Below are 16,538 nucleotides of genomic sequence, written 5' to 3' on the forward strand. Positions count from 1 at the left end.
CAGATCGCGTTCGTGCCCAAGATCGCCCGCATCCCGTACTTCGACGCGATGAACACCGGCGGCCTCGAAGCGGCGAAACAACTGGGCGTGGAGTGTCAATGTGCCATTCACGGCCGTGGGCGAGTACCTGAACCGGGCTAATCGGGCTAATCGGGCAGCTTGACAGCTCGCTGGCGCAGCTAACTGCCCGGATGCTGCGGTCACCGCGCTAGCGGCGTCCGCCCCAGCCGGTGTAGGCCACGGCTCCCGTCACCGCCACGATCACCCCCGTCCAGGTGGCCGCCACTGAGTCCGGTGGCTGCAGCAGCCACGCGGCGATCCGGCTTCCGGTCGTGCCGTCGTTCGGGACCAGCGGGCTGAGCGCGCACCAGGTCAGCGGGAGCGTCCAGCCGTGCCGGCCGCCGGCGACGGTGGCCGCCAGGCCGGCCAAGCCCGCCAGGCCCGCCGCGTCACGCACGATGATCGACATGTCGACAACGGACGTGCCCAGCTTCTGCACCCCCAGCACCGCGGCACCGGCGGCGAGGCCGATCAGCAGCAGGTGCGCGAACCGCCGGACCGGCCACGGCAGGGCCGCCGTCCGGTCGAGGTCGGCGTCCTGTCCGCTCAGCCCGATCGCCGCCACCGCGATCGCCGAGGCCAGCGTCAGCACGACCATGAGCACGTCCCAGGAGTCACGCCCGAGGAACCACATCCCCACCGTCACCGACAGCAGCGCCGCCGACGCCGCCGGAAGCTGCCGCGACCGCACGTAGAGCGTCGCCCACCTCATCGCAGGGCTCCCGGCACCAGGGTGTCGAGGGGGTCGCCTTGGCAGGTCAGGAGCACGTGGCGCAGCGCGACGATCCGGCCGAACTGCACGTCCGCGGGGAGGGCGCGGAACTTCTCCCACGCTTGCTCGATCGAGCCGAACTCCCGCTTGACCCAGCTCCCGCCGTACTCGGGCAACAGCTTCAGCTCGCCGGTGAAGTACGACGCCGCGATCATGCGGGCGCCCACGTCGGACAGGTCGGCGTAGCTCGGTCGCACGCACCCGGGCAGCCCGGCACCGGAGAGCACCGCGAGCCGCAAGGTGCTCGCGTCCGCCGTGAGCCGGTCCTCATTGCGCTGGAAGTCCAGGTAGACGACGCCGGGATCGCGAGCGGGCGGGGAGGTGACGGAGTCCGGCGCCATCTGTTCCTCGATCCGGGTGGGCGCGCCGGGCAGCTTCGCCAGCATGGCCAGCGCTTCCCGGCCCGGCCCGGCCAGCGCGGCCAGCCTGTCCTCATGCGCCCGGCTGACGCAGATCGGGCCGTCGCAGACCTTCTGGGCGGCGACGCCGTCCGAGGCCAGGAGCCCGTCGGAGGAAGCCGGGAAGACCGGCAGGGCGATCGCCGCCCCGGCCACCACCGGCAGCAGGCCGAGCACCCTGGCCCGCGCCGAATTCGCGGCCAGCAGCAGGAATCCGGTCGCGGCGAGCGCCACGAACCACACCACCTGCCCGAGGTCGACCGACGTCGCTGTCGTCACCAGCACGCCTCGCGGCTCCCCGAGGGTCGGCGCCAGCAACGCGAACCGGCCGTAGGACAACGAAAGCCCCGCTTCAAGCGATCTCCAGGCCACTATCGACCCCACCATGGTCAGCACGGCCAGCGCGGGCGCGGTCAGCGGATGCGGCAGCAGCCGCCCGGCGGCCAGGCCCACCCAGCTCCCCGCCACGATGGCGAGCGCGCCGACGAGGACGACCGGCAGGAAGATCGCGGACACGAACCCGCCGTGCCCGAGCACCTCGGCCAGGCCGACGCCGAACACCAGCAGGAACCCGAGCGCGCTCAGCGCTCCCACCGCGCCGGCCAGCCGCACCGCCCGGTGCCAGGCCGGGCGGGACGTCGTGGTCAGCAGCTCGACCATGCCGGAGCGGCTGTCGCGCATGCCTTGGATCGCCCCCGCGCCGACGGCGATCGGCCACAGGAACACCAGCAGGAACCGCAGCCACAGCGCGGTGGTCGTCGTGTTCCCCGTCCACGGCGCGGGCACCTTCCACCACGGCCCGGACAGCAGGAACAGGAAGCCCAGCGCGACGACGAGCAGCGCCAGCCCGGCCCAGGGCGCGATCGAGCGCCGCAGTTCGGTGCGCAGGATCATCACCAGGCCCCCTTGCCCGGCTCGTGGTTCAGCAGCGCCGAGTAGCCGCGCTCGATCGAGCTGTCGCCCACGTGTCCTGCTGTGCCGGCCGCGGCCAGCTCGTCCGGGGTTCCCTGGAACACCAGCTTGCCCTCGTCGAACAGGACGACCGCGGAGCACGCCGCGCCCACGTCCTCGACCAGGTGCGTCGAGATCAGCACGCAAGAGTCCTGGCCGAGCTCCTGCACCAGCTCGCGGAACCGCACGCGCTGCGCCGGGTCGAGCCCGGCGGTCGGCTCGTCGAGCAGCAGGATGTCCGGGTCGTTGACGATCGCCTGCGCGATCCCGACCCGCCGCACCATGCCGCCCGACAGCGTCTTCATCCGGTCGTCCGCGCGGTCGGCGAGGCCCACCCGTTCGATCGCGCGCTGCACCGCACCCGGAATGTCCTCTTTGGACATCTCCTTGAGCCACGCGATGTACTCGACGAACTCCCGGACGGTGAACCGCTTGTAGAACCCGAAGTTCTGCGGCAGGTAGCCGATCCGCCGACGCAGGCCGCGCTGTCCGGTGTGTCCCCCGGCAGGCACACCGAGCAGCGACAGCCTGCCTTCCGCCGGCCGGAGCACCGTCGCCAGTGCCCTGATCAGGGTCGTCTTGCCCGCGCCGTTGGGCCCGAGCAAGCCGTGCACCCCCTTGCCGAGCGACAGATCCAGCCCGTCCACGGCCATTTTCCGGCGCCCCACCCGCACCTTCAGCCCTTCGGCCTGGATTTCCCAGGCGTAGGCCGTTGGCGCGACCTCGGCCGCTCCGACAGCACGCATGTTCTTCCTCCCTAGTTGCGCACGCCGAGCCGGGTGAACGCGCCCTTGTGCAGGGCGACGACCACCGTCGTCAGCGCGAAGATCCCCGCCCACACCGGCCACGCGCCGGTGCTGAGCGCAAACGGTTGCCGCTGGGCCGCGAAGGTGGGCAGCACCAGGACCGCGACCCACACCGCGACCAGCGCGTACGCCGCCCGGGTGACGCCGATCAGCCCGCCCAGCGCGAGCGTCCCCGTCGTGAAAGCCAAGCTCGGCAGCAGCCAGAGCGCGAGGGCCGTGCCGGTCAGCCACCCGGCGGCACCCAGCACCGGCAGGACGACGAGGAGCACGGCCAGCGTCCGCCGCACGACCAGGTACAGCCCGGCCCGCGGCGTCGCGACGACGACTTCGTACGCCGGATCCAGCCCGCGTGCCCACGACGCGGCGACGCCGAGCACCGGCAGCACCGGCGCGAAGAGCTGCACCGCCGTCACGTCCAGCACCGAGCGCCCGACGTGGTCCAACAGCGCCGCGAGCAACGTGACCAGCACGATCATCCCGAGCCACGACGCCATCGCCGGGGTGACCCAGGTGGCGAGCCACCACCACCGGCTCCGGTACCGGGCACGCTCGGGCCGCTGTTGGGCGGGCCCGTGGAACGGGACGCCCGACAGCTCGATTTCGGCACCGAGCCGGGCCCAGACGACGTCCACCACCGGCAGGGCCGGCGCCATCGCGGCGAGCCGCGCCCGGCACTCCGCGCAGGTCTCGAGGTGCGCTTCGAGGCCCCAGAGCTGGTCACCCGGGAGGTCGTCGCCCGCCACGTACGCGGCGATGAGCCGCTCCGACGCATGGGTCATGACAGTGCCTCCCGCATCGCGAACCGCGCCCGGCGGGCACGGGTCTTGACGGTTCCTTCCGGCAGCCCGAGCAGGACGGCGGTCTCGCGGACGGTCAGCCCGTCGAGCACCATCGCCTGCAGCACCTGCCGCAGCTCGGGCGCGAGCTCGCGCAACGCGTCGCCGACCTCGTCGCCCACCGTCGCCGCCAGTGCCTCGTCTTCCGCCGCGGGCACCGGCTCGACGTCGAAGGCCACCACCGGCGGCGGCTGCGCGTGGTGCGCCCGGCGCCGGAACGCGTCGACCAGGCGGCGGGCGGCGATCGTCCACACCCAGCCGACCGCGCTGCCACCGGTCGCGGCACCCGCGAACGAGCCCGCCGCGCGCCAGACGGCCAGGTACGTCTCCTGCATGACCTCGGCGACGACCTGCTCGTCGGCGCACCGGCGGCGCAGGCGCACGGCAAGCCAGGGCGACGTGCGGCGGTAGAGCTCCTCGAACGCCGCGCGGTCGCCCTTGGCCGTGCGCCGGACGAGGTGCTCCTCGTCGGCGTCCTCCAGTGGCTTCTGTCTCACACCAGGCAAGACGCCGGATCGCCGGAAACGGTTCTCACACGATTGTGTGCTGCGTCACATTCAGCGGGAGGGCCAGAACTTCCGCCAGCCGTCGGCCTCCAGGGTCGTCGGCTGCAGCCCCGCGTCGCGAGCGGCCTGCTCGGCGCCCTGGACGTCCCGCGCGAACTGCTTCGCCAGCGCCCGCAGCTCGCCCTCGGGATCGACCCCCGCGCGGCGCGCCGTGGCCGCGATGCGGAACAGCTGGGCGGCCGCGCCGGAGCCGGGCGGGAAGAGGTCGAGCGGGATGCCCGCGCGCCCGGAACGCTGCCCCAGCTTGCCCGCCAGCGCGACGGCGGGCTGGCCGAGCGCCACGCCGTCCACAATGGACTTACGCTGTTTCTCGCGCTGCTTCAGCTCTTCCCACTTGAGGTTCTGGTGCTCGACCGTGTGCACCTTGTCGGCGTCGGCGAAGACGTGGGGGTGCCGGCCGACCAGCTTCGCGACGAGCGCGGCGGCGACGTCGTCGATGCCGAAGGGGTCCTCGGGATCCTCCGCCGCGACCCGGGCGTGGAAGAGCACCTGCAGCAGGACGTCGCCGAGCTCTTCGCGCAGCGCCTCGCGGTCGCCTTCCTCGATGGCGTCGAGCAGTTCGTAGGTCTCCTCGACCAGGTACTGCCGCAGCGAATCGTGCGTCTGGACCGCGTCCCACGGGCAGCCGCCCGGCGAGCGGAGCCGGTCCATCACGTCGGCGGCCTCGACCAGGGGCGGCACCGGCGTCTCGATGACCTCCGCGCCGGTCGCGATGAGCAACGACGCCGCCGGCTCGTCCCGGGACCCGGCGAGCAGCACGACGTCCTTCAGCGAGGGCGCCTCGGTGACGGGCGGGACACCGAACACGCTCGCGTCGACGTCCGTGGCCGCGTACACGGAGGCGGACTCGCGCAGAAGCGGAAGCGCCGCGCCGGGCAACGTCGCCCCGCGGACGACCACGACGACGCCCGTGGTCACTGCTGCGCGGGTGCGGCACCGCGCAAAGGCAGCACGGTGCCCTTGGTGGCGTCCAGGTTCGGCGCGAGGTTCATGCTCACAACATCCCACACGCCGTACCGGGGGTTGACGCGCAGCCCGGTCTGGCCGAGGTAGGGCTGCAGCAGCCGGACGCCGATCGCGGTCAGCTGCTCGTCCGTCGGCTTCGGCGCCTCCTGGTCGGCGGGCACGGCCTTGTCGGTGCCGCGGGCGCGGACGACGAAGACGTACCAGTCCGGCTTGGCCGGCATCCGCGCCTGGAACACGACGACGCTGTTCGCCGCCGAGCCGAACAGCGCGGTCTGTGCCAGGGAGGGGTACTGCGAGGCGCCGAAGAGCTCGGTGAGGCCGGCGTCGGAGAACCCGCCGGCGCCGGGCGCCCCGGTCTGCTGGGCCTGCTGCGCCTCCTGGCTCGCCTGCTGGATGGTGCCTTGGATCTTGCCCGGGTCGGCGGAGAACTGCTTCGCGAGGTCGAAGGCGCGAGTGCGGGCCTCGGGGTCGGTCTCGCTGGCGGCGCTGATGCCGAGGTAGTCCGCGCCGACCGACAGCTTCGGCAGGTACTTGTTCGCCAGTTCCTGCTCGAAGTAGGTGTCGGTGGCGCGCTCGGTGCGGTCACGCAGGTTCGCGACCATCTGCGAGACGGCGACCTGGTCGCCCTGCCCGGTGTCCTTGACCGGCGTGCTCGTCTGCGTGGCGCCCTTCTGCGCGATCTTCGCCTGATCCGCGACGAGGTTCTCCTGCTTCGCGGCCCGCAGGACCAGCTCGTGGAGCACCGTCTGCCGGACGATCTCGCGACCCAGCAGGTCGAGCTTGTGTTCACGGGCGAGCTTCTGCGCGTACGGCTGTTCGCGGACGGCCTGGTCGATCATCGACTGGACCTGGTCGATGCCCACCGAGCGGTCGCCGACGATCACCGCGCTGCCGACCTGGCTGGGGCCCGACCCGCACCCGGCGAGCAGAAATGCACCGGCAACGACCGCGACCAGCGCGCGAGGGCGCCCCATGATCCGCATCACAGCGCATAGCCTCTCACACCATCGCACCCGAAACGCAACACCCGGGCGGTGTGGCCGGGCGTAACGTCGATGACATGGACCACTGGCTCACGATCGAAGTGTTCGACGGCGAGTCCACGGCCACGTTGTGGCGGCTCGCCCACGGTGACGCGCTCACCGAAGCGGCACTGACGAACGGCGCCGAGCAGTGGGTCTGGCACGAACACCGCTGGGGCGTGGTGCTGGAGATCGAGTTCCGCACGGAGGAACGCCGCGACGCGTTCCGTGGTTTGCCCGCGGTGACGGCGGCGCTGGACGCCGTGCCGGACCCGGCGCGCGGGCTGCTCGTGTACCCCGGGCGTGGCGGAGGTGCGGGGTCGCGGGTGCCGCGGAAGCCCCGGCCGCTGCCGATGGCGGGGGCCGGCGCGGTTCCGGTGCCGACGGAACAGGTGAAGATGGGTTTGGCCGAGCCTCTGCCGCCGACGTTCAGCGAAGTCGGCTGAGGAACTCGCGCCAAGGGCCGGCGGGGACGGCAAGGGTGCCGCCCTCGCGGTCTTTCGTGTCCCGGATCAGGATCTGCGCGCCGGTGGCCACCTCGACGCACTCGCTGCCGTTGGTGCTGTAGCTGCTCGTGCGCCAGCCGACCTCGACACAGTCACCGCCGTTGGCGCTGTAGCTGCTCTTACGCCAAGTCAACATCGTGTCCCGCTCCCGATAAGTAGAGCCCGTTCGCCAGATCGGCGATGAACTCCCTCGATTGTGCCTCATCGAGCGCGATCTCTTCGAGCCCTTTGAGCACGCGCCGGTAGGCGCGGATCTCGTGCGGTTCTTCGAGGAACAGGGAGGAAACCTCGCTGTCGAGGTAGACCAGTGGCTTGAACTCCGGCGATTCGATCAGCTGGAAGTGACCGGACAGAGCCGCATGCCCGCCGCAGGCTGCGGGTACGAGGCGAATGCTCATGTTCTGCCGAGCGGAAAGCTTCGACAGTTGGCTGAGCTGGGTGAACATAATGCCACTGTCTTCGCGGCCGATCGGCAACCGCAGGGCGAACTCATGGATGAAGAAGCGGAACTCGACCTGCGGCCGCTTGTCCAGGAGGACCTGCCGCGACATTCGCGCGAATACCCGCTCGTCGACTTCATCGGCGCTGGGCACGCTGCCGGTTTCGACGATGAGCGCGCGGGCATAGCCTGCGGTCTGCAGGAGCCCCGGCACGATCGAGCTTTGGAAGAGGGCAATTGCGGAGGCTCGCTCCTCGTGCCAAACGAGGGTCTGCACCTGGATCGGCAAGCGGTCACCGTGCTGTTCAAGGAGTCCGGGCTTGCGGATCTCGTCGCCCATCGCCATGAGTTCGCGGTATTCCGCACCCCTGATCTCCAGCGTCGTCAGGAACCGCGCCAACTTCACCGGGTCCGGCCGCACCAGGCCCCGCGTCACGGACGACACCCACTGCGCGCTCACCTCCAGCTGCCGCGACATTTCGCGGACGCCCCAGTCCTTTTCCGCCATGCGCCGGAGCAGCCGTTCCCCGAGCTGCCTACCCCGGATGTTGGGCCCGCGATCGTCCGCCATGGGATGAACCTAGGTTCGCCGTGAACACAATTCCAGGCGCCACCACGACAGTTCCCCCTAAGAGGCCTGGCTGTCCACTCCCCTTTACACGGCGCCCTTACACGGTCGCCGGTTTCTTCGTCAGCTGCAGCAACAGCTTGGTGCACCAGTCGAGCAGCTCTTCGTCCCGCAGGGTCGGCGCGCCGATCCTGCCTCCGGCCGGCCCCTCGGTCGGCTTGGGCACCGACACCGTGTTCGTCACCGCCTTGAACATCGCCTTCGGGTACAGGCGCTTCAACCTGACCATCTGCGAGTCCTGCAACGGCAGCGGCGCGAAGCGGATCGTGTTGCCCTGCACCGCCACCTCCGTCACGCCCGCCTCGCGGCAGGTGTGCCGGAACTTCGCCACCGACAGCAGCCGGTTCACCGGCGCCGGTGGCTGGCCGTAGCGGTCGATCAGCTCTTCGCGCACCGCGTCGAGACCCTCGGTGTCCGGCGCCGCCGCGATCTTGCGGTACGCCTCCAGCCGCAGCCGCTCGCCCGGGACGTAGTCGTGCGGGATGTGGGCGTCGATCGGGAGGTCGACGCGGACGTCGGCCATCTCCTCTTCCTCCGCCGGCTCCGCACCGGCGTGCCGGCGGAACGCGTCGACCGCTTCGCCGACCAACCGCACGTACAGGTCGAACCCGACGCCCGCGATGTGCCCGGACTGCTCCGCCCCGAGGATGTTGCCCGCGCCGCGGATCTCCAGGTCCTTCATCGCGACCGCCATGCCCGCGCCGAGCTCGGTGTTCTGGGCGATCGTCGCGAGGCGGTCGTGGGCCGTCTCCGTCAGCGGCGCCTCCGGCGGGTACAGGAAGTACGCGTACCCGCGCTCGCGCCCGCGCCCGACGCGGCCTCGCAGCTGGTGCAGCTGCGCCAGGCCCAGCAGGTCGCCGCGCTCGACCAGCAGCGTGTTGGCGTTCGAAATGTCGAGCCCGGTCTCGACGATCGTCGTGCACACGAGGACGTCGTACTCGTTCTCCCAGAAGCCCTGGATGATCTTCTCGAGCTTGTCCTCGTTCATCTGGCCGTGCGCGGTGACGACCCGCGCCTCCGGCACCAGCTCGCGGATCCGCCGCGCGGCCTTCTCGATCGAGGAGACGCGGTTGTGGACGTAGAAGACCTGGCCGTCGCGCAGCAGCTCGCGCCGGATCGCGGCGCCGACCTGCTTGTCGTCGTACGAGCCGACGTACGTCAGGATCGGGTGGCGGTCCTCGGGCGGGGTGAGGATCGTCGACATCTCGCGAATACCCGCGAGCGACATCTCCAGCGTGCGCGGGATCGGCGTCGCCGACATGGTGAGCACGTCGACGTGCGTGCGCAGCGCCTTGATGTGCTCCTTGTGCTCGACGCCGAACCGCTGCTCCTCGTCGACGATCACGAGGCCGAGGTCCTTGTAGCGGATGCCGGTCTGCAGCAGGCGGTGCGTGCCGATGACGATGTCGATCTCGCCGCTGGCCAGCTGCTCCAGCGTCGAGTCGGTCTCGCTCTTGGCGGAGAACCGCGACAGGCCGCGGATCTTCACCGGGAACGAGCGCATGCGCTCGGTGAAGGTGTTGAGGTGCTGCTGGGCGAGCAGCGTGGTCGGGACGAGGACCGCGACCTGCTTGCCGTCCTGCACCGCCTTGAACGCGGCGCGGACGGCGATCTCCGTCTTGCCGTAGCCGACGTCGCCGCAGATGACGCGGTCCATCGGGACGCCGCGTTCCATGTCGGCCTTGACCTCGTCGATGGCGGCGAGCTGGTCGTTGGTCTCGGTGAACGGGAAGGCGTCCTCCAGCTCGTGCTGCCACGGCGTGTCCTGGCCGAACGCGTGCCCGGGCGCGGCCTGACGCGCGGCGTACAGCTGCACCAGCTCGGCGGCGATCTCCTTGACCGCCTTCTTGGCCTTGGCCTTGGTGTTCTTCCAGTCGGAGCCGCCGAGCTTGTTGAGCGTGGGCAGCTCACCCCCGACGTAGCGGGAGACCTCGTCGAGCTGGTCGGTGGGCACGAACAGCCGGTCACCCGGGTGGCCGCGCTTCGACGACGCGTACTCCAGCAGGAGGTACTCGCGGGTGGCGCCCGCGACCGTCCGCTGCACCATCTCGACGAACCGGCCGATGCCGTGCTGCTCGTGCACGACGTAGTCGCCGTTCTTGAGCGCCAGCGGGTCGACGGCGTTGCGCCGCCGGGACGGCATCTTGGCGTTGAGGTCCTTTGTGGACGTTCCGGCGCCCGCGCCGCGGCCGGTCAGATCCGCTTCGCTCAGCACGACCAGAGCGCGCTCCGGCGAGACGAAGCCTTCGGCGAGGCCACCGCAGGTGACGGTGACCATGCCCGGCGCCGGGGCGCTCTTCAGGCCGTCGGTGGCCTGGGTCGCCGGCACGTCGGCGGCCGACAGCTGCTCGACCGCGCGCGTCGCGGTGCCGTGGCCGGCGACGACGAGCACCGCCGTGCCGCCCGCCGCGGTGTGCGCGCGCAGGTCCGTCGTCGCGCGCTCGAGCTCGCCGCGGTACGACGGCGCGGCCTCGACCGAGACACGGTAGACGTCGGGGTCTTCGCTGGTCAGCTGGGTGAGCGTCCACCAGGCGCGCTTGGTGGCCTGCGCGTGGGAGCCGATCTCGTCGAGGCCGCGGTAGGCGGACGCGCCGAGGTCGATCGGCGCCTGGCCACCCGCGGCGGCCGTCGTCCAGGAGGCCTCGAGGAACTCCTGGCCGGTGCGGACGAGGTCGGCGGCCCGGGCGCGGATCTTCTCCGGGTCGGTGAGCAGGACGTGGGTGCCCACCGGCATCGCGTCGGTGAGCAGCTCCAGCTCGCCTTCGCAGAGCACCGGGATGAGCGCTTCCATGCCCTCGACCGGGATGCCGTCGGCGAGCTTGGTGAGCATCTCGGCCAGGTGCGCGTCGGCTTCGTACGTCTTCGCCAGCTCCGCGGCCTTCCCCTTCACCGGCGCGGTGAGCAGCAGCTCGCGGCACGGCGGCGCGGTGACCCGCAGGATCTCGCCGGGCAGCGACCGCTGGTCGGAGACGGCGAACGCGCGGATCTCGCTGACCTCGTCGCCCCAGAACTCGATCCGGACGGGGTGCTGCGCGGTCGGCCCGAACAGGTCGAGGATGCCGCCGCGGACGGCGAACTCGCCGCGCTTCTCGACCATGTCGACGCGGGTGTAGGCCAGCTCGACGAGCCGTTCGAGCAGGTCTTCGAAGCTCTGCTCCTCGCCGACGACCAGGTCGACCGGGGCGAGCGAACCGAGGCCGGGCGCCATGGGCTGGATCAGGCTGCGGACGGTCGCGACGACCACGCGGAGGTCGTCGTCGCCGGTCTTCAGCCGGTGCAGCACTTCCAGCCGGCGCCCGACGGTGTCGGCCCGCGGCGAGAGCCGCTCGTGCGGCAGGGTCTCCCAGGAGGGGAAGTCGGCGACCTTGCCCGTGCCGAGGAGGGCGCCGAGCGACGCGGTCAGCTCGTCGGCCTCGCGGCCGGTGGCGGTGACGGCGAGGACGGGCTTGCCGGCCCCGGCGTCCGCCGCGAGGGCGGCCGCGACGAGCTGCCGAGCGGCGATCGGGCCCTGCAGTTCGAGCAGCGGTGCGCCCGCGCGCTCGACCACGCCGCGCAGGGCCGGGTCGGGAAGGATGGCGGTGAGGAGTCCGGACAGTGGAGCGTCGGTCACGGCCCCCAGCCTACGTGCCACCCCCGACAGATTTCCGGTCACGGTTGGCGCCGGCCCAAACGCCCCAATGTGGCGTTGGGTGCGTCCAGCGCACCCAATGTGGCGTTCGGTGCATCCAACGCACCCAATGCGGCGTTCGGTGCGTTGGACGCACCCAAAGTGGCGTTCGGTGCGTCCAACGCACCCAAAGCCACATTGGGGCGCCGGCAGACGGTCAAGAGCGCAGCAGTTCCACCACCTCCGCCACGCGGGGCAGCTGCTCGTCGAACACCTTCGGCTCGGTGCTCGCGATCCGCAGCAGGAAGTGCTCCACCCCCTCGTACTCCCGCAGCCGGGCCGCGACCTCGGAAGCGCTCCCGGTCACCTGCATCTGGATGCCCTGGACGAAGTCCGCGGGCATGCCGTAGTTCCGCTGGCAGTACTCCTCCAGCAGCTGACGTCCCAGCACGGGGTCGTCCTCCACCAGGACCGTCGCGAACAGCGCCGGAGTCACCGGCCGCACGGCGGAAGATCGGATCCGGGCCAGCCCGGAGCCGTAGTCCGCCGGGTCCGGCGGGTACGGCAGCCAGCCGTCGTAGAGGCGTCCGACGCGCTCCAACGCCCCCGGTGTGTACGCCGCGAGCCACACCGGCGGGCCGCCCGGCCGGGCCGGCGCCGGGAACGACGGCAGCGAGTCGTAGTGCAGCACCGACCCGTGGAACGAGGTGGCTCCGCGCCAGATGTCCCGCCACAGCGCCACGATGTCGTCCAGGCGGGCCCGCCGCCGCTCCCACGGCACGCCGGCGAACGCGAACTCCGGTTCGCTGCGTCCGGCGAACCCGGCGCCGACGGCCACCGTGAGCCGACCCGAGCTGAGCAGGTCGATGCTGAGCAGCTGGTTCGCCGTGAGCAGGGGGTTCCGCAGCGCCGGGAGCAGCGCCGACGTCCCCAGCGTCACCCGGGAAGTCCGGGCGGCGAACGCCGAGAGCACCGACAGCGCGTCCAACGGCGCCCGCGCGAGGGTGTCGCCGACCCAGACCGAGTCGAGCCCGAGCCGCTCGGCTTCGACGGCGGTGGCGACCAGCTCGGGCGCGGTGCGCCCGGCGTCGAGGATGGGCTGGTAGGTCGGCACGACCAGGCCGTAGTTCGTCATGCCGGAAGCCTCACCGACACCGGGGTATGCCCTCAATTCCCTGCCGGGAATGGCCCAGCGGAGCAGGATGGACGCGTGAACTTCGGAACAGCGCTCAAGGACTGGCGCACGCGGCGGCATCTCAGCCAGCTCGACCTGGCGTTGCGGGCCGGGACGACGCAGCGGCACGTGAGCTTCATGGAGAGCGGGCGCTCGCTCCCCGGCCGCGGCATGGTGCTGCGCGTCGCCGAGTCACTGGAGCTGCCGCTGCGCGAGCGCAACGGCCTGCTCTTCGCCGCCGGTTTCGCACCGTCGTACCCCGAGACGCGGCTCGACGACCCGGCGATCAAGCCGGTGCTCGACGGGCTGCGGCGGCTGCTCGACGGCCACCGGCCCTATCCCGCGATCGTCGTCGACCGCTACGGCGTGCTGGTCGCGAAGAACGACGCGTTCGCCCTGCTCATCGAGGGGGTCGCGGCGGAACTCCTCGAAGAGCCGGTGGACACGCTGCGGCTCGCCCTGCACCCGCGCGGGATGGCACCGCGCGTGCGCAACCTCGACGACTGGGCCCGGCACATCCTCGAGCGCATCCGCAACGACCTGGCCCGCACGCCGGACGACCGGCTGGCCGCGCAGCTCGCCGAACTGGAGGGCTACCTGCCACCGGCGTCCGCGCCCGGGCCGGAGCACCTGGGGTTCGCGGTGCCGGTCCGGCTGTCCACTTCGGTCGGTGAGCTGCGGCTGATCACGGCGATCACGACGTTCGCGACGGCGGCGGACGTGACCGTGTCGGAGCTGAAGCTGGAGACGTTCCTGCCCGCGGACGCCGAAACCGCGGACCGTCTTCACGCCACCAGCGCCGTCAGGTGACCCACCAGCAGTTCCGCGCTCGCCCACAGCACCGCCGCGCACACGCTGCCCGCCGCGAACCGGCGGTACGGCATCGCCGCCGAGCCCGCGACGCGCGGCACCAGCGTGCGGACCCCGGCCAGGCAGCGGCCCGCGATCACCGCCGGGACGCCGTAGCGCGCGACCGTCGCTTCCGCGCGGTCCCACCGGTGCTCGCCGATGCGACGGGCCATCCGCGTCCGCTTGAGCCGGGGTCCCCAGTGACGTCCTTCCAGGTATGCGAGCTGGTCGCCGAGCACGGCCGCCGACACCACCACCGCGAACGCGAGTCCGAGGTGGAGCGTGCCCCGCTCGGCCAGGAATCCCATCAGCAGCACCGTCGACAGCGTCGGCAGCACGATGCCCGGCAGCAACGCGGTCTCCGCCGCGATCAGCAGGCCGCAGACCAGGTAGACGACCGACGGCGGCGCGTCAAGCAGTGGCCGCAGCAGGCTGTCCATGCGGGATCCTCCCGACCGCCACCGGCAGCGCCGCGCGGTAGACGAACGCGGGCGACAGGTTGCCCCAGACGACCGGAGTGCGCTCCACGACGGCGAACCGGCTTCGCAGCGACGCGGCGAAGCGGCGTGCGGGCGGCGTCCAGGCCGCGTGGGCGTAGGCGAACGTCGTGAACCGGCCGTTCGGGGCCAGCGCCGCGGTGAGCGCGTCGAGGATCCGCTCCTGCCGGTTCGCGGTCATGGCCGTCCACGGCAGACCCGAGACGACGACGTCGACGCCTTCCAGCGCGAAGCATTCGGCCGAGCCGGTCACGACGTCGACCTGCGGGAAGCGTGAACGCAGTTCCCCGGCGAAACGCGGGTTGATCTCTACGGCGGTCAGGCGTGCTTCAGGGCGAAGCAGCGCGAGGATCGCTTCGGTGAACACGCCGGTGCCTGGGCCGAGCTCGGCGACGTTCGCCGCGCGTTCCAGGCCGAGGCCCGCCGTCATGGTTTCGGCCAGCCGGGGCGAGCTCGGCGCGATCGCGCCCGTCAGCATCGGGTGGCGGAGGAATTCCCTGGTGATCGACATGGCCCCGACGCTAGGAACGGCGGCGGTGGCCACGAATCCGCCGGCTCGACCGGTCTCCTCCTCCCAAGGGAGGACTTGATCGGACCGGAGGGATGACGCCACCGGACCACTCCCCCCGATACGTTCGATCGCGTGGAACGAATCGTGGTGTGGGCCCGCAGGCACCGGTGGACGGTGGACCTGCCGCTGTACGCCGTGTTCCTTTTCCTGGGCCCGAACTGGAACGACGCCGGCTCGTGGGGCCTCCGCGCGGCCTCGATGCTGTTCCTGCTCCCGCTGCTGGTCCGGCGGCGGTTCCCGCGGACCGTCGCGGTGCTGATCATCGCCGGGGCGGCGGCGGTGTACTTCAACGAGATCTGGGCGTACGACCGCGGCCGCACCGAGCTGGCCATGGCGGTGGCGCTGTTCACCCTGGTGAAGGCGGGCGACCGGTGGTTCGCCGCGCTGATCGGCGCCGCCGTCGTCACGCTCGACGTCCAGTGGGCCGCCCTCTGGGGAAGCGACGCCGACGACCCGACGTTCCTGATCATCGGCGTCCTGCCACTGCACGTCGCGGCGTGGGTGCTCGGGGAGTTCTTCCGCAAGCAGGAACAACTCACCGTGGAGGAAGAGAAACACGCCGACGCCCAGTCGCGCGCCGCGGTCGCCGAAGAGCGCGCCCGGATCGCGCGCGAGCTGCACGACGTGCTGGCGCACAGCATGACCGTGATCGTGCTGAACGCCGAGGGCGCGAAGCTCGCCCGGCACCGCGACCCCGAAGCCGTCGACCGCACGCTGGACACGATCGGCCGCACGGGCCGTGACGCGCTGGCCGAGCTGCGGCGGCTCCTCGAAGTCCTGCACGCCGGCCAGTCGGCGCGCAGTCCCCAGCCGTCCCTCGGCGAGCTGCGCGAGCTCGTCGACCAGTCCGGGCGCGAAGTCACGCTCGAGGTCACCGGCGACCCGGGCGACCTGCCCACGAGCGCCGCGCTGCAGGCGTACCGGATCATCCAGGAGGCACTGACCAACATGATCAAACACGCACCGGCCGACGCGACCGGCCGCGTCACCGTCGCTTTCGGACCACCCGAGATCCGGATCGAGGTGACGAACACCGGCGGCGACGCCCCCGCGCCCGCCCCGGCGCTGCCGTCCTCCGGCCGCGGGCTGCCGGGAATGCGCCAGCGCGTCGAGATGTACCACGGCGAGCTGAAGACCGGCCCGCTGCCCGACGGCGGATACCGCGTCTTCGCGAGCCTGGTGGTCCAGCCGTGACCACCCGGATCCTGCTCAGCGACGACCAGGAGCTGGTCCGCGTCGGCCTGCGCATGATCGTCGAGAGCCAGGACGACCTCGTCGTCGCGGGCGAGGCCGCCAACGGCGCGGAAGCCGTCGCGATGGCCCGGGAGCTGCGACCGGACCTGGTGCTGATGGACGTCCGGATGCCGGTGCTCGACGGCGTCGCGGCCACCGAGCGGATCTGCGCCGAGCTGCCGGACGTGCGGGTCCTGATCATCACCACCTTCGACCTCGACGAGTACGCGTACGCCGCGTTGCGCGCCGGCGCCAGTGGGTTCCTGGTGAAGGACGCGCCGTCGGAGGAGATGCTCGTCGCCATCCGCGGCGTGCTGCGCGGCGATTCGATGGTCTCGCCGTCGGTCACGCGGCGGCTGCTCGACCGCTACCTCGCCGACGACCGCGACCCGGTGGACGTCGCGAAGCTCGACGTGCTGACCGAGCGCGAGAAGGACGTGCTGGGGCTCATCGCTCGCGGGCTGTCCAACGGCGAGATCGCCGCGAAGCTGTACATCGGCGAGACGACGGTGAAAACGCACGTCGGGCGGATCCTCGGCAAGCTCCGGCTGCGCGACCGGGTGCACGCGGTGGTCTTCGCCTACGAGTCCGGGCTGGTGCGACCTGGCTCCTGAACCTCTCCCGCCCCGCAGTGAACGGCGATTTCACCGCTTGCTG

The 16,538-nt window shown here is 71.6% G+C and carries 17 protein-coding genes; 4 read left to right on the top strand and 13 right to left on the bottom strand.

The window, feature by feature from the left end:
• Positions 1-208: 208 nt before the first annotated feature.
• The 7 genes from AB0M82_RS43475 to AB0M82_RS43505 are packed head-to-tail and all read right to left on the bottom strand — an operon-like array spanning position 209 to position 6,329.
• Positions 209-772, bottom strand: coding sequence for a hypothetical protein (locus AB0M82_RS43475; protein ID WP_364735269.1), 564 nt, complete (start codon positions 770-772; stop codon positions 209-211).
• The gene (locus AB0M82_RS43480) at positions 769-2,124 is read right to left on the bottom strand and encodes a hypothetical protein (RefSeq protein WP_364735330.1); all 1,356 of its coding nucleotides are present in this window, start codon (positions 2,122-2,124) and stop codon (positions 769-771) included. Before AB0M82_RS43480 ends, AB0M82_RS43475 begins: the two co-directional genes overlap by 4 nt.
• Positions 2,124-2,927: an ABC transporter ATP-binding protein gene (locus AB0M82_RS43485; protein ID WP_364735271.1), complete on the bottom strand. Its 804-nt coding sequence runs from the start codon at positions 2,925-2,927 to the stop codon at positions 2,124-2,126. The genes AB0M82_RS43480 and AB0M82_RS43485 overlap by 1 nt, the downstream gene beginning before the upstream one ends.
• An 11-nt stretch (positions 2,928-2,938) precedes the next feature.
• The gene (locus tag AB0M82_RS43490; protein ID WP_364735272.1) at positions 2,939-3,766 is read right to left on the bottom strand and encodes a zf-HC2 domain-containing protein; all 828 of its coding nucleotides are present in this window, start codon (positions 3,764-3,766) and stop codon (positions 2,939-2,941) included.
• The gene (locus AB0M82_RS43495; protein ID WP_364735274.1) at positions 3,763-4,320 is read right to left on the bottom strand and encodes a sigma-70 family RNA polymerase sigma factor; all 558 of its coding nucleotides are present in this window, start codon (positions 4,318-4,320) and stop codon (positions 3,763-3,765) included. The genes AB0M82_RS43490 and AB0M82_RS43495 overlap by 4 nt, the downstream gene beginning before the upstream one ends.
• Before the next feature lie 60 nt (positions 4,321-4,380).
• Positions 4,381-5,307 (bottom strand): MazG family protein, encoded by a 927-nt coding sequence (locus tag AB0M82_RS43500; protein ID WP_364735276.1) that lies wholly within the window; start codon positions 5,305-5,307, stop codon positions 4,381-4,383.
• Positions 5,304-6,329 (bottom strand): hypothetical protein, encoded by a 1,026-nt coding sequence (locus tag AB0M82_RS43505; RefSeq protein WP_364735277.1) that lies wholly within the window; start codon positions 6,327-6,329, stop codon positions 5,304-5,306. Before AB0M82_RS43505 ends, AB0M82_RS43500 begins: the two co-directional genes overlap by 4 nt.
• An 86-nt stretch (positions 6,330-6,415) precedes the next feature.
• Here AB0M82_RS43505 and AB0M82_RS43510 point away from each other — a divergent pair, with 86 nt between their 5' ends.
• Positions 6,416-6,823 (top strand): hypothetical protein, encoded by a 408-nt coding sequence (locus AB0M82_RS43510; protein ID WP_364735279.1) that lies wholly within the window; start codon positions 6,416-6,418, stop codon positions 6,821-6,823.
• On the opposite strand, the gene AB0M82_RS43515 is transcribed toward AB0M82_RS43510, so the two are convergent.
• The 4 genes from AB0M82_RS43515 to AB0M82_RS43530 all read right to left on the bottom strand — a co-directional run bounded on the left by AB0M82_RS43515 (position 6,807) and on the right by AB0M82_RS43530 (position 12,692).
• Complete coding sequence (locus AB0M82_RS43515) at positions 6,807-7,019, bottom strand: DUF397 domain-containing protein (RefSeq protein WP_364735281.1); 213 nt, start codon at positions 7,017-7,019, stop codon at positions 6,807-6,809. The genes AB0M82_RS43510 and AB0M82_RS43515 overlap by 17 nt on opposite strands.
• Positions 7,003-7,893 carry a DUF5753 domain-containing protein gene (locus AB0M82_RS43520; protein ID WP_364735283.1) on the bottom strand — a complete coding sequence of 297 codons (891 nt, stop codon included), beginning with the start codon at positions 7,891-7,893 and terminating at the stop codon, positions 7,003-7,005. The genes AB0M82_RS43515 and AB0M82_RS43520 overlap by 17 nt, the downstream gene beginning before the upstream one ends.
• Before the next feature lie 97 nt (positions 7,894-7,990).
• Complete coding sequence (mfd, locus tag AB0M82_RS43525; protein WP_364735332.1) at positions 7,991-11,545, bottom strand: transcription-repair coupling factor; 3,555 nt, start codon at positions 11,543-11,545, stop codon at positions 7,991-7,993.
• A gap of 229 nt (positions 11,546-11,774) precedes the next feature.
• Positions 11,775-12,692: an LLM class flavin-dependent oxidoreductase gene (locus tag AB0M82_RS43530; RefSeq protein ID WP_364735285.1), complete on the bottom strand. Its 918-nt coding sequence runs from the start codon at positions 12,690-12,692 to the stop codon at positions 11,775-11,777.
• A 75-nt stretch (positions 12,693-12,767) separates the two neighbouring features.
• Between AB0M82_RS43530 and AB0M82_RS43535 the strand changes: the two genes are divergently transcribed.
• The gene (locus AB0M82_RS43535; protein WP_364735287.1) at positions 12,768-13,541 is read left to right on the top strand and encodes a helix-turn-helix transcriptional regulator; all 774 of its coding nucleotides are present in this window, start codon (positions 12,768-12,770) and stop codon (positions 13,539-13,541) included.
• Here the strand turns inward: AB0M82_RS43535 and AB0M82_RS43540 are convergent.
• Together AB0M82_RS43540 and AB0M82_RS43545 are read right to left on the bottom strand one after the other, a co-directional pair.
• The gene (locus AB0M82_RS43540) at positions 13,517-14,020 is read right to left on the bottom strand and encodes a DedA family protein (protein WP_364735289.1); all 504 of its coding nucleotides are present in this window, start codon (positions 14,018-14,020) and stop codon (positions 13,517-13,519) included. The two genes, AB0M82_RS43535 and AB0M82_RS43540, sit on opposite strands and share 25 nt — an antisense overlap.
• Positions 13,992-14,588, bottom strand: coding sequence for a methyltransferase domain-containing protein (locus AB0M82_RS43545; protein WP_364735291.1), 597 nt, complete (start codon positions 14,586-14,588; stop codon positions 13,992-13,994). Before AB0M82_RS43545 ends, AB0M82_RS43540 begins: the two co-directional genes overlap by 29 nt.
• Positions 14,589-14,720: 132 nt before the next feature.
• On the opposite strand from AB0M82_RS43545, the gene AB0M82_RS43550 reads away from it, so the two are divergent.
• Positions 14,721-15,842 (top strand): histidine kinase, encoded by a 1,122-nt coding sequence (locus tag AB0M82_RS43550; RefSeq protein WP_364735293.1) that lies wholly within the window; start codon positions 14,721-14,723, stop codon positions 15,840-15,842.
• A complete protein-coding gene (locus tag AB0M82_RS43555) occupies positions 15,839-16,495 on the top strand; it encodes a response regulator transcription factor (protein ID WP_364735295.1) in 657 nt (218 codons plus the stop codon). The genes AB0M82_RS43550 and AB0M82_RS43555 overlap by 4 nt, the downstream gene beginning before the upstream one ends.
• Positions 16,496-16,538 lie beyond the last annotated feature (43 nt).

The sequence above is a fragment of the Amycolatopsis sp. NPDC051128 genome, from assembly GCF_040682715.1.
GTDB lineage: Bacteria > Actinomycetota > Actinomycetes > Mycobacteriales > Pseudonocardiaceae > Amycolatopsis.

What these genes read in the sequence shown, in the direction of transcription:
- AB0M82_RS43475 (WP_364735269.1), bottom strand. Translation starts at nt 772, where the DNA reads ATGAGGTGGGCGACGCTCTACGTGCGGTCGCGGCAGCTTCCGGCGGCG.
- AB0M82_RS43480 (WP_364735330.1), bottom strand. Translation starts at nt 2,124, where the DNA reads ATGATCCTGCGCACCGAACTGCGGCGCTCGATCGCGCCCTGGGCCGGG.
- AB0M82_RS43485 (WP_364735271.1), bottom strand. Translation starts at nt 2,927, where the DNA reads ATGCGTGCTGTCGGAGCGGCCGAGGTCGCGCCAACGGCCTACGCCTGG.
- AB0M82_RS43490 (WP_364735272.1), bottom strand. Translation starts at nt 3,766, where the DNA reads ATGACCCATGCGTCGGAGCGGCTCATCGCCGCGTACGTGGCGGGCGAC.
- AB0M82_RS43505 (WP_364735277.1), bottom strand. Translation starts at nt 6,329, where the DNA reads ATGGGGCGCCCTCGCGCGCTGGTCGCGGTCGTTGCCGGTGCATTTCTG.
- AB0M82_RS43510 (WP_364735279.1), top strand. Translation starts at nt 6,416, where the DNA reads ATGGACCACTGGCTCACGATCGAAGTGTTCGACGGCGAGTCCACGGCC.
- AB0M82_RS43515 (WP_364735281.1), bottom strand. Translation starts at nt 7,019, where the DNA reads ATGTTGACTTGGCGTAAGAGCAGCTACAGCGCCAACGGCGGTGACTGT.
- AB0M82_RS43520 (WP_364735283.1), bottom strand. Translation starts at nt 7,893, where the DNA reads ATGGCGGACGATCGCGGGCCCAACATCCGGGGTAGGCAGCTCGGGGAA.
- AB0M82_RS43530 (WP_364735285.1), bottom strand. Translation starts at nt 12,692, where the DNA reads ATGACGAACTACGGCCTGGTCGTGCCGACCTACCAGCCCATCCTCGAC.
- AB0M82_RS43540 (WP_364735289.1), bottom strand. Translation starts at nt 14,020, where the DNA reads ATGGACAGCCTGCTGCGGCCACTGCTTGACGCGCCGCCGTCGGTCGTC.
- AB0M82_RS43545 (WP_364735291.1), bottom strand. Translation starts at nt 14,588, where the DNA reads ATGTCGATCACCAGGGAATTCCTCCGCCACCCGATGCTGACGGGCGCG.